The organism is uncultured Pedobacter sp. (assembly GCF_913776295.1).
Classification (GTDB): Bacteria; Bacteroidota; Bacteroidia; order Sphingobacteriales; family Sphingobacteriaceae; genus Pedobacter.
The window spans coordinates 129,797-142,469 of sequence record NZ_CAJYOJ010000079.1; the positions used below are offsets into that span (position 1 = coordinate 129,797).

Below are 12,673 nucleotides of genomic sequence, written 5' to 3' on the forward strand. Positions count from 1 at the left end.
AGGTCAGTCGAGATGATGATTTTATAAATTTATTTCTGCACCGTTACGTTAATTTGGTATAGCTTATCGTGCAAAGCTTTCATCTGTGCTTCTGAAAACTTGATGTCTTTTCTATCGTAGGTCATCAATCCATTGGTCTCTACTTCAACATCAGTAGTTTGGGTGTATACCCCGGCAGAAAGTCCTAAAGGAATTAATTCTTGCAAGCGTTTTGCAAACTGGGCATATTTGTTAAACAGGTCCGTTTTGTTTTTAAAACTCTGGTAACCCCAGTTATTTTTCTGTTGCCATACGTGGCCATCAATAGGCAGTCCGAGTCCACCAAATTCACCCAATACCAGGGCGTAATCTTTTCCAAAATATTCTGGACTTGGCATAGCAGGGTGTGGATAGTTGTGCAGATCAATGATATCGCCTACCGGATGGAAGTTACCCCCACTGGCAGTATTGACCAGCCTTGAAGGATCTTTCTCTTTGGTCCATTTGGCAATTTCTACGGTTTTAAACTGTCCCCAGGCTTCATTAAAAGGCGTCCATACCACAATTGACGGCACATTGTATAGGGCTTCGATAATGGCATCCCATTCTTTTCGGTAATAACCTTCTGACTCGGCAGTTCTTTTTTGATCGGAGCCATGATCTAAAACACCCGGACGGTTTTCCCAGCCATTACCCAAATCGCCACTTGGCATATCCTGCCAAACTAACATACCCGCCTTATCGCAATAGTAATACCAACGGGCCGGTTCTACCTTAATGTGTTTTCTGATCATATTAAAACCCATTTCTTTGGTTTTATCGATATCGAATTTCAAGGCGGCATCTGTAGGCGCTGTATATAAACCGTCTGGCCACCAACCCTGATCCAGCGGACCGTACTGAAAAACAAATTCATTGTTTAACAGCATGCGCTGAATACCATTCTGATCTTTGCCCATTGAACTTTTACGCATGGCGAAATAACTTTTTACCTCATCTACCTTTTTATTTTTGGCAAGCAGTTCTACTTTTAAATCGTATAAGAACGGACTTTTTGGACTCCATAATTTTGGATTGGCTATTTTCAATGTGATTGCACTGCTACCATCAGCAACCTGCTCAGCTACTTTTGTTGTACCATCCCAGGCAGATACCTTAACCTGATCTGCCCCTGAACCGGTTAGCGATGGAATAACGGATACCGTTTGCTGGTCGATATCAGGTGTGATTTTTAGGTGATCGATATGTGATTTATTCACTGCTTCGATCCACACGGTCTGCCAAATCCCGGTTACAGGTGTATACCAGATTCCTTCTGGTCTTTTTACCTGTTTTCCTCTCGGCTGTGGGCCATCATCGGTAGGATCCCAAACTTCTACCGTTAAAGTTTGGTTACCACTTTTATTCAAAAATGGGGTAATATTAAAGCTGAAAGGATCAAAACCACCTTCATGTTTACCTACTTCCTTGCCATTAATACTTACGGTGCTTCTCCAGTCAACCGCTCCGAAGTGAAGTAAAATTTCTTTTCCCTTCATGTTCGAAGGAACCGTGAACACCGTTTTATACCACAAGAGGCTATCCTTGCCAACGGTTTTGCCTACACCTGAAAGTGCAGACTCTACAGCAAAAGGAACCAAAATTTTGCCTTGATTAATGGCCGGGCGTTGCGATTTTTCAGCAATGGCATAATCCCAAAGACCATTGAGATTTTTCCAGTTACCCATACGCTCAAGCTGAGGTCGGGGATATTCTGGCAATACATTTTTAGGATTAACCTCCTGAGCCCATGGTGAGGCGATTTTACCTTTTACCATTGACCATGATTGGTTTTGCTGCTGCGCAGAAAGGGAAAGCGAGAGCCCCAGCAGTGATAAGATAATTGATACTTTTTTATTCATTTGATTACAATTTGTGTGTTTAGGCAAAATCGTCATTGCGAGGCACGAAGCAATCTTAATGCAGATGCAGTTTGCGATCGTTGTAAGATTGCTTCCCCGAAAAGACGGGACTAGCTGTCGGCGGAAAAAGCTCTCTTATAACGACACCTATATAAAATACTGATAATCATATACTTTTTACCATATAAGATATATGAGAAAATATAAGTTCAAAGCGTCATTTCCATTTTTTCAGCGAGAGCCCTGGTGAGTACTTATAAGAAAGAAATCCTACTTTACTTATTATTCAGTTTTTTAATCAGGTTAACTTCATCCTGGCGGTATGGTGTACCATCGGGCTGAAAAATTTCGTGAAACCATTCAATCGGTTCAGATCCATCTGCAAGTGGGGTATCCCAGGCATATTTGGTATTGGTTTTACCAGCAGCGAAACCCCAGTTTATGGCTCCAACATTTTCTTCTTTTAACATCGGCAAAATGTTAGCAAAACGGCTGTTCCGCGATCTCGCCATATATTCCGTACAAATTAATGGTCGGCCGCTGGCTTTTAACAGATCAATGGTTCTTTGGTGCCATTCTGGCGCTTCGTAGTTGTGGTAGGTTACAATATCCGAGTTTGCCAACTGTATTTCGTTAAGCTTTTCAAAACCCCAGCTCCACAAGCCAATGGAAATGGGCTGATCGGGGTTGACAGATCTTGCCCATCCGATGGTTTTAGTTAGTAAAGGGATTGAGGCCTCTAACTTTCCGCTGTTGCCAGGTTCGTTATATAAATCCCAAAGCAAAATCCTTTTATCATGAGCAAAATGGTTCAGCACATCTTTAACATATTTTTCCAACTCCGGAAAATTGGCTTCTTCCTTAAATGCCGGATCACCTGGATCCTGTAACCAACCTGAATTATGGATGCCTGTTTTTGGTGCTGGCTGTTTGCCAATGGCTGAAGTTTTATTCCAGCAGTCATCAAAAAAAACAAACATCGGTTTAATGCCATGTTTCTGAGTAATGGTTAGAAACTGATCCATTCTCTTTTTAAAACCCTCAGGATCCTGGCTCCAGGCTTTACTGAACAAAAAAACACGTAAGGTATTAAAGCCGATTCCTTCGGCCCATCCCAATTCTTTATCGATGAGATCAGGAGAAAAAGTATCAGCCTGCCACATTTCTAATTGGTTAATGGCATTGGAAGGAATATAATTTGCACCTGTTAACCATCGATGTTCTTTGTACCAGGCATTGGCTTTTTCTACTGGCCAAACCTTAGCAGGTTCGGTACTTTTTTTTGCTTTTTGCGCAAAGCCAGTGCTGATGATCAGGCTTAAAGCAGCAGATAGCGCATAGTTTTTTAAATTCATATCGGTATTTATCTGATTATTTTTTGTTTTGGTTTGATGGAGATATCAAGTTTGCTCCTGCTTTTACCGGTGTTCCAAAATTTGGTGTACCATCGCTATTCCAGGTAAATTTTTGGGCCCGGGGCGAGCGGAAACCTCCGCAGCCCTGGCCCGGTTTATCATTGGCGTGATATAGGATCCAATCTTCTTTGCCATCAGGCGACTTAAAAAATGAATTATGTCCGGGAGCATAAACGCCATCTTTCGGCGATTGCTGAAAAACAGGTTTATTAAATTTTGTCCACGAAGCAGGATCGAGCAGGTTACTTTTTGCAGAAGCACACAGCATACCCAAGGCATAAAAATCTGTCCAGCAACCACTGGCCGAATAAATGATGAAAACTTTGTTTCCATGCACCAAAAACTGCGGCCCTTCGTTTACATCAACATGTTCTCCCCCGCCTAAATCGCCGTTTTTTTCCCAATCAAATTTTGGTGATGAGATTTTTACCCGTTGACCATCTACCGTCCAGGGATTTTTAAGTTTTGCAATGAAAATCTCCTGTTTGCCGTTTTTATCTCCCTCCCATCCCGACCAGATCATATATAACTGGCCTTTAAAATCGATTACATCACCATCAATTGCCCATTTATCTGTAGGATCGCTAATTTTGCCCTTAAATACCCATTCCCCTTTCATCGGATCGACTGAAGCATTTTCTAAAACATACATGCGGTGGTTCTCGTTCCTCCCATCATCAGCGGCGAAATAGGCATACCACTTTCCTCTTAAAAACATCACCTCAGGCGCCCAGATCTCTTTACTGTACAGGGTTCCGGCTGGTGCCTTCCAGATGGTTTTGCGCTCGGCATTTTTTAAACCATCCAGGGTTTTGGTTCTCCAGAGATCTACCCTGTTGCCTGTGGTATGGGTGTAATAATAATAGCCATCCTTATAATAACTATAGGGATCAGCACCAGATGGTAACAAGGGGTTAGTGAATGTTTGTGCATTCAACCCTTCCATCCATGAAAGGCATAACAAAAACAATAAGTTTATTTTTAATATATTCATTTTTAGAACTTTACACCTGCTGTTTATTATCACAGGTTGCAACATTTTTCTTTATCTTTTAAAATTAATTTCTTTTCTTAAAGCACCCTTATCTGGTTCAATATTTTTACAAGATCAATCTATCCCAAGCCTTAAAAAGCGAAAGCTTTCAGGATCGATCTGCAGACGATTACCTCCACTTCTTTCACTTACAAAAGCAGCTTTTATAATAGCAGTAGCCCTTGGTGATACTTTTTGATTGTTATAATGGGTGTGAAATACATACTGTAACACCCCGTCTGTATCGGTAAAAAAGTCACCATGACCCGTACCATTTATTTTCAATAATTTTTTACTGATGATTGGGTTGCCTGCATATTTTATCCATGGCCCTTTGGGTGAGCTTGAAGTAGCGTAACCCACCGCATAATCAGGATTCCGGAAATCATTTGCCGAATAAAAAAGATAGTAAAGATTGTTCTTTTTAAGAACTGTTGGTCCTTCGGTTACCGGCCAATCTGTTTGAGCTGTGTTCTCCCAGGGTTCAGTTCCTGCTAAACAGGCCTGTGTTGTTTCCGGAATGATATCCGAAAAATCAGCTTTTAGTTCTGCTACAAAAATCCGGTTACCCTGATCAAGTTTAACATGATAGAGGTAATTTTTTCCATCCATATCGGTAAATACAAATGGATCGATCTGTTTACCTGTGCCTGAAATGGCTTTTAATGTTTCCTGTTTAAACGGCCCCAACGGACTTTTACTTTGAGCAATGGCAATCTGCTCATCAGCGGTATAAGCCATGTAATAAGTATTTCCCCTTTTAAATACCTGTGGCGCCCAAAAACCCTTGTTCCCAAAAGCATCGCCTTTCTTTAACGCAAAACCATCGTTTTCAGACTTTCTCTTCCAGCTTTTAAGGTCTTTTGAAATATAAACCAAAAATCCCTGATCACTGCTGGTGCCATACAAGTAATAGGTGCCTTTATCTACAAAAACGGTTGGATCGGCAAGATATAAGGTATCATTTAGCGGTTTGGCAACTATTTTTTTACTGATGAAACACAATGAAAAACAGAAAAAAAGGGCGTAAATGTATTTCATTGGCAATGATTAAATAAAGATAAGGTATTGGTATAGAATCTGTTAATAATTATAAGCATCACCTTGAGGAATAATGTGAATAGTCTAGAAAGTATCGTCATTTCGACCGCAGTGGAGAAATCTTTTAAATTTGATTTATAATCTGGTAAAAAGATCTCTCCATTTCGCTATGCTACAGTCGAGATGACGATTTATCTTTGGACTGATAGATTGTACCTTTCGAAAGTTTAAAAACTTATTTTACTTACCGGCGTAAAAATCAAATCGTCAACACCGGCAATTTTAACCCCTATCCTGGCAAAAACATAATTTTGCGTAGGTGTAATGCCCGGGATCGTTACACTCATGTTCAGGTTATTGAGGTCGGCGATGGCTGCACCACTGATTTGCTGGGTAGCAATGTTATTACTGCCATCTACAAACTGTGTTTTATTAATATAAAGCGATACATTTTCAATGTCCTTGGCATCGGCATTGGTAATGATTTTTTCAAGTTTGCAAAAAGCATTTACTTTGCCTGCTGAAGCGGTGAGCGTAGCTCCACGGATCATATAGTAAGGCATCACCTCAATATCCATAGTTTTACTACCATCGATTTTTACGGCAATGGTATCCTGTTTCCCTGCGGCATTCTTTCTCCATAAAAAAGGCCCCTGATTGGGTGAAAAAACCAGTTTGTAATCTCCGTTGAATAATTTGGCAGAATAGGTGCCGTCCTGGCTCACATTCACATTTATTGCAGAGTAGTTCCCAAAACCTGACTGCCAGAGTTCGAAATTCACCTGGCCATATTGAACACTGATGGGTTCTCCTTTGTATACAATACGTCCGTTGAAATCGGCTTCTGGTGCATCATAGTTATCTTTTTTACACGAAGCGAAAAGTATGGCAATAAGTGCCCCTATTATGAAATAAAATCTAATTTTCATATCTATATCTGCTTATTGGTTAGGGTTTCTTACAATTTTAGGATTTCCGTTAAGCACATCCTGCCCAATTGAAGAGTAATAATTACCGATACGGAAACGGTGTGCGGCGGTTACGCGGCTTGGCTTTATCACTTTAAAAATATATTTCAGATGGTTGGCGTTGCCGGGATTGTAATATTTGTAGGGCCACAAGCCAAATACCTGCGTACTGGTGCGTGTTGCGCTACCAATATTAGTCGCATTAATAAAATCGCCTGCCGACATGTTACTGCCGTTCCAAACTTTATCTGCCAGTCTCCAGCGTTTCATGTCCCACAGTTCATGTCCTTCAAAAGCGAATTCTACTTTACGCTCATGTACAATACGGTCGAAAGTAATTTGCGCTGGTGTTAAGGCTGTAGTTAAACCGGCACGATCTCTTACCTGTTTGAGGTAGTTGGCTGCTGTAGAGGCATCACCCAGTTCGAAGGCTGCCTCGGCTGCGTTTAACAACACCTCGGCATAACGGTAGCGGATCCACCAAACATCACTCCGGGTACCGATCTGACCTGATCCTGTAGCCGGATCCAAATATTTGCGGACATAAAAACCTGATTGCGCACTAAATTCCAATCCATCTACCGGACCGTCAGCACCTACCACCTGTACTGATCCTGCATTGCCAGGAAGCACATTTGTTTTGTTCTGTCCGAAATTGTCGCCAGTTACGATAGCGCCATCTGCCAATTGATAGCCTGCCCAGATATCAACCGTTTTACCTTTAAACTGTGTTCCCGGCAATATCACCGTTCCGGCCAAACGTGCATCACGGCCTGCAAAAATATCGGTGATATTGGTATAATAGACCGGATTACCACCTCCATCTACAGAAGCCATGGATGCATAGGTATTATCCAGTTTTTCGAAAGACTGAACCAGGTTTAAGGATGGGTTTAAACGCCCGCCCTGTGCTTCCTCCGCAGAAGAACGCGGTTGATTATCAATGGTAAAACCATGAACTTTATTTGTTTTTAATTTAAAATCTTTAGCAAAAATCACTTCCGGATTGTTGCCTTTATCGGTGAAAAGCGCAGCAAAATTTTCGGATAAATTAGGGTTCTTTTTGTAAAGTGAATATTTGCCGCCGTCGATAATTTCTTTTGCTGCTGCCAATGCTTTGGTAAAATAACCATTGGCCAGGCTTGATGATATGCCCACCTCTCCGCCAGGTAAGGTTAACTGCGAATTGCTGTATTTGGCAATTGAACCGGCATACAATGCCGCTCTTGATTCCATGGCCAATGCCGCAGCTTTTGTGGCCCTGCTCTGTACCGATGGATTATCGGGCAATATATTTTTAACCGCTTCCAGTTCAGCAATCACAAAATCATAGATTTCGGTTTCTTTTGCCCTTGGAAACTGCAGGTAGCTTGGGTCGCCGCTATAATCATAATCTAAAACAGTTGTAATCAGTGGCACACCGCCCATTCTTTTCACCATTTCAAAGTATACGCCCGCCCTGATGAAACGTGCTTCGGCCAGGAAACGGTCGCGGTCTTCTGCTTTTAAAGCGGTAGATTCCTGACCACGTTTTATAAACATGTTCAGGTCGCGGATATATCCATAAGTGCCCATATCCCAATATCTCCAGGCATCGTAACCGTACTCTAAGTTCTGGTGTCGAAAATAATCACCGCTGGCAGATGCAAAACCTTCGTCAAAATCTGTAAAAGTCCACCAGGCTTCAATGGTCTGGTAATCCGGATAACGGTCGTAAAGATCGCCAACAACGGTTAATACCAGATTAGGATCTTTCCACACCGCATCAATAGGCAGGGTACTGGTAGGTTGTTTATCTAAAAATGCTGAATCTTTTTTACACGACTGCGCAAAACTTAAAAAGGCAATGGCAGCAAATGCATATATAATTTTTTTCATCTGATTAGTCTTTTTCATGTTACAGCGTTAATTTAAGTCCGATGTTGAAAAACTTGTTCTGTGGGTACTGCAATCCGTTATCATCTGCAATTTCAGGGTCTACACCATAATCGCTTAGGTTATCGATAGAAAAGAGGTTGTATCCGTTTACATAAACCCGGGCATTCTGGATCTTGATTTTTTCGGCCCATCTTTTTGGTATGGTATAACCGATTTCAAGCGTACGGGCGCGTAGATACCTTACATTATGCAGCCAGAAAGTGGAGTTTTTGTTGTAATTGCTGTGTCCGCCATCATTAAAACGCAACGCAGGGTATTTGCCTGGGATCCATGCGCTGTTCAGGTCGTAAGGATTGGTACGGTGCCAGCTATCATCTGCAAAGTTCTGCAATAAAGCACCCGTATTCTGGAATGCCCAGCGCTGTTCCCAGTTCTGGTTCCACGAGTACATCGCACCGCCTGAAAAATCTGCTGTAAAATCAAAGTTCTTATAAGAACCACCAACGGTGAAACCAAAGCCGATATTTGGCTGGCCCGTTGTGGTATATCCGATTGGCCTTTGATCCAGATCGTTGATGACACCGTCGCCATTCTGATCCTTGTAAATTAAATCACCGGGCAATAACGAGCGGTTTCCCTGGCCATCAATATTTACTTTATAATTATTGATCTCGTCAATGTTCTGGAACTGCCCGGTTACTTCATATCCCCAAAAGATATCGGTATATCTTTGATTATAGCTGTTTCTGTAATTATCCCATGAGTTGCCATAACGCGGTTTGTACTGATCTAAAAATTTTCTCCGGCTAATGGAGATGTTTCCACCAACGTTGTAGTTGAATTCTCCAATCTTATCTCTATAGTTCAAAGCAAATTCGGCACCGAACTGCGCATCGCTTTCCAGATTTTCTGCCGCCAATGGGTAGCCGAGTTCGATTGGTACCAATACATCATTTTTAACCTGCTTTAAACCAGTACGTTGCCTGTAGAAATAATCTGCAGTTCCGCTAAGTTTGCTGTTGAACAATGAAAAATCAAGACCGATATCTGTAATTTTGCTCTTAAACCAGGTAAGGTTATTGATAACGGGTCCCTTATCCCTTGAAGTGGTGATATTTTTTCCATCCAAGATCACAGTACCCTGGTTGTAGCGGTATCCCGGAATATAGGCAAAAGGATCGATGCCCAGATCATCATCACCCAACACACCGTATGAGGCACGAAGTTTCAAATCAGTTAAGATTGTGCTTTCACCTAAAAGCGATTTTATAAATTTCTCCTGGGTAATTCTCCAGCCGATGGATGCGGAAGGGAAATAACCTACACGTCTGTCGGGAGCAAACTTCCAGGAAGCATCTCGGCGGCCAGAAAGTTCAAGGTAATATTTATTGTCATAGTTATAGTTTAACCTGGCCACATATCCGATACGGGCTTCTTCCTCCTGGATATCGGCGAAGTCCTGCCCGTCCATATCCGCAAATTGCAAAACAGGTAAAATATTGGTTTGTGGTACGGCATGCTGGAAAGTATAGGTCCTGAAACGGTCTAAACGCTCCGCTACCAAAACGCCACCAATAGTGTGTTTGCCAAAAGTGCGGTTATAGTTGGCCTGTAACTGATAGGTATTGGTGTATATTTTCTCGTTTCTACGTTCCCGGTAAGGATTAGAGCTTCCTACTTTTTCTTCATAAATACCAGTTTCGGGGTGGTAAGTATATACATTGTAGGTATACTCATGGCCATTGATTATATTATCGGCGATATAATAAGAATACAAACCCTTAATTTCCAATCCTTTGATAGGTGTATCATAACTTGCAGATAAATTGGTCTGTAAAACCCTCCAGTCTGATTTCCAGTATCCACTTAAGGCTTTACTCTGTACGGCAAACTGCTCGGTATTATGCCCGATATCGTTCGGATAATCAGGGTTGCCATTGGCATAAGCCTGCTCTGTTGGCCTGTTTCTCAATAATGCAAAACGAGCGGCCCAGTAGTCGTCTCCACCGGGTACGCCCGGTTGATCGCGGCTTTCTATACGGCCATTAATCAACATACCGACCTTAAAACGATCGGTTATTTTCGCTTCAATATTACTCTGAATATTGGTTCGCTTAAAATCGAACTCCCTGGCCTTTCCATATACCCCTTTCTGATCTAAGTGTGTGCCAGAAAAGTAATAATTTACCTTATCACTGCCCCCTGAAGCACTTAAATTAATAGAAGATTGTGGCGCATTGGGCGCTATGATGATATCTTTCCAGTTCTGGCTCTGATAACCATATTCTGTTCCTGCTTTCCACTTATCCAGTTCCGCCTGGGTAATATCAGTTTTGCCGTTTTGATTCAATTCTGCAGTAGCCTTGCCCAACATCCATTGATAAGCATCGGTTGTTTCAGGGAAACGTACCCAGTTCTGCCATCCGGTATAAGCATCAACGCTAAAGGTATTGCGCGTACTGTTTTTACCTCTTTTAGTAGTTACCAAAATTACCCCATTAGCGGCCCTACTGCCATAAATAGCGGCCGAAGCATCTTTTAGTACACTAATGGTTTCAATATCATTTGGAGAAATATTATTAAACTGACCGGCATCCTGCTGAATCCCGTCTATAACATACAATGGATTGCCCATGTTACGGATCTGGATATTGGCACTTGATCCCGGTCTGCCATCAGGCATCCTGAACGATACACCTGGCAATTTACCAGCAAGGCCCGTACTCACGGTTGATCCACCATGTACTTTTTCGAGGTCTTTACTACTGATGGAGGAAATGGCCCCGGTTATGGCTTCCTTTTTCTGTGTGTTGTAACCCACTACCACCACTTCTGAAAGATCGTTATTGGAAGGTTTAAGTTTAACATTAAGCTGCGAACGGCCTGCCAGTGGAATTTCCTGATTGGCATAACCTACATAAATGAAAATCAGGGTCGCATTTTTATCGGCCACCTGAATTTTAAATTTTCCATCTGCATCTGTTGTTGCCCCCGTGCTGGTGCCCTTAATTTTAATGCTGGCACCCACAACTGTTTCGCCCTTTTCGTCAGTAACAGTTCCCGTAACAGTAGTTGTTTCCTGTGCAATCAGCTGAAATGAAAATAAGAATAACGTAAGTGAGGTTAAAATAGCAGAGCGGATTTTGCTTTTCAGAAAGATCTTTTGAAGCAAGTACCGATCCGGGCTTACAAAGCCCTCATAGGAAAATAAACTTCTTTTCATATTTGGTTAGATTTGGTTATGACTGAAGTAAATGGTTTTAGTTGCATTTAATTCTTTTCAAAGATTCGGTTTTTAGTTTTTCATAGGGATATACATTTGTATCAATCTTTCTTCATTTTGTCTCGATTTGTGATGAGGAAAGCTTGTTTAGCCACGGAGGCTCAGAAACACAGAAATGCTGATCAGTGCGTCATCCTGAGGGATAATTTATGATATAAAAATCGATATGATTGACGTTTTTTCCTTCGCACAATTCTTGCCTCGGCTCACCGCCGCCGAAGGGCTCTTACTTTTTGGCATCAAAAAGTAACAAAAAATGCCGGCTGAAAATTTTTCTTTCAAAGCCAGTGTTATGGCTAGAACAGTGCAGTCCGAAAAATTTATTAGGCCGGTTTTAAGTAAAACGGTGATACGGTGCTATGGCCTAGCTATACGGAAATGCATGATGCCGCATTCTACTCCTTAATAAGTGATTATAAAATAACGTCAATGGTAGTTCAGCTTAGGGTCTTTATCAATGGATTAGCTTGATAGATTAAGAAACAAGTTAATATATAGTATGGTATCTTCATTCCTAACTTGATTGGGAACCACGGATTACTCATCGAAGATAATTGTGATACAATAAGCTTTTAGATTCTTGCCTGCTCCTATCATGTGGACACATCTTTTTTAAGCATCGTATGGGCATTTTGCTAACCAACTTTAATAAAGCATGGATTTTAGCTAAGGACGCTGTCAATCCCAAGAGCCAGGGAGATCAAAAAAACAGTAGCAGTTCAGATAAACTTGCACTAACAAACCTTAAACGCAGTGGTTTTGTGTTCATAACGATGATTTATTTTTTAAAAAAAAGATTGAACACAAACCCCGCAGAGCTCAATCAGACCAAAAAAAACACAAGCACAACTGATTAAACGAAGTGCCGCTGTTTTTTTGATGCGCATGGAATTGCGCAAAAGGCTCATTGTTGGATTGACGAAGCGCTTTGGGTACTTTGGCGCTCCAAAGTACTATGCCTCCGCGGCATAGAGCGGAAGAAAAATAGCATAATTAATTGTGTCCACACGGTAGGCCTGCGCGGGAATGACGACCGTTTTTTTAGAATTCGTCATCCTGAGGGATAATTTATTTTATAAAAATCAATATAGATGACGTAACTAATTACTTATGCCATACAGCCCAGTCTTGCCTCGGCTTACCGCCGCCGAATGGCTCTTACTTTTTGGCATCAA

At 41.6% G+C, this 12,673-nt stretch carries 7 protein-coding genes; all 7 read right to left on the reverse strand.

The annotated features are described in order from the left end of the window. Nucleotides 1-29: 29 nt before the first annotated feature. Nucleotides 30-1,880 carry a glycoside hydrolase family 2 protein gene (locus tag QZ738_RS19195; protein ID WP_293789577.1) on the reverse strand — a complete coding sequence of 617 codons (1,851 nt, stop codon included), beginning with the start codon at nt 1,878-1,880 and terminating at the stop codon, nt 30-32. A gap of 275 nt (nt 1,881-2,155) precedes the next feature. Continuing rightward, nucleotides 2,156-3,235, reverse strand: coding sequence for a cellulase family glycosylhydrolase (locus QZ738_RS19200; RefSeq protein WP_293789579.1), 1,080 nt, complete (start codon nt 3,233-3,235; stop codon nt 2,156-2,158). 16 nt (nt 3,236-3,251) lie between these two features. Next, nucleotides 3,252-4,289 carry a glycoside hydrolase family 43 protein gene (locus QZ738_RS19205; protein ID WP_293789581.1) on the reverse strand — a complete coding sequence of 346 codons (1,038 nt, stop codon included), beginning with the start codon at nt 4,287-4,289 and terminating at the stop codon, nt 3,252-3,254. A gap of 114 nt (nt 4,290-4,403) precedes the next feature. After that, nucleotides 4,404-5,369: a glycoside hydrolase family 43 protein gene (locus QZ738_RS19210; RefSeq protein WP_293789583.1), complete on the reverse strand. Its 966-nt coding sequence runs from the start codon at nt 5,367-5,369 to the stop codon at nt 4,404-4,406. A gap of 227 nt (nt 5,370-5,596) precedes the next feature. Beyond that, nucleotides 5,597-6,298 (reverse strand): DUF3823 domain-containing protein, encoded by a 702-nt coding sequence (locus tag QZ738_RS19215; RefSeq protein ID WP_293789586.1) that lies wholly within the window; start codon nt 6,296-6,298, stop codon nt 5,597-5,599. A gap of 12 nt (nt 6,299-6,310) precedes the next feature. Continuing rightward, nucleotides 6,311-8,215 carry a RagB/SusD family nutrient uptake outer membrane protein gene (locus QZ738_RS19220; RefSeq protein WP_293789588.1) on the reverse strand — a complete coding sequence of 635 codons (1,905 nt, stop codon included), beginning with the start codon at nt 8,213-8,215 and terminating at the stop codon, nt 6,311-6,313. A 19-nt stretch (nt 8,216-8,234) separates the two neighbouring features. Continuing rightward, nucleotides 8,235-11,438, reverse strand: a complete 3,204-nt coding sequence (locus tag QZ738_RS19225) for a TonB-dependent receptor (RefSeq protein ID WP_293789590.1) — start codon at nt 11,436-11,438, stop codon at nt 8,235-8,237. Nucleotides 11,439-12,673: the final 1,235 nt, after the last annotated feature.

Coding starts and splice junctions, on each gene's coding strand:
- QZ738_RS19195 (WP_293789577.1), bottom strand. CDS start 1,880: ATGAATAAAAAAGTATCAATTATCTTATCACTGCTGGGGCTCTCGCTT.
- QZ738_RS19200 (WP_293789579.1), bottom strand. CDS start 3,235: ATGAATTTAAAAAACTATGCGCTATCTGCTGCTTTAAGCCTGATCATC.
- QZ738_RS19205 (WP_293789581.1), bottom strand. CDS start 4,289: ATGAATATATTAAAAATAAACTTATTGTTTTTGTTATGCCTTTCATGG.
- QZ738_RS19210 (WP_293789583.1), bottom strand. CDS start 5,369: ATGAAATACATTTACGCCCTTTTTTTCTGTTTTTCATTGTGTTTCATC.
- QZ738_RS19215 (WP_293789586.1), bottom strand. CDS start 6,298: ATGAAAATTAGATTTTATTTCATAATAGGGGCACTTATTGCCATACTT.
- QZ738_RS19220 (WP_293789588.1), bottom strand. CDS start 8,215: ATGAAAAAAATTATATATGCATTTGCTGCCATTGCCTTTTTAAGTTTT.
- QZ738_RS19225 (WP_293789590.1), bottom strand. CDS start 11,438: ATGAAAAGAAGTTTATTTTCCTATGAGGGCTTTGTAAGCCCGGATCGG.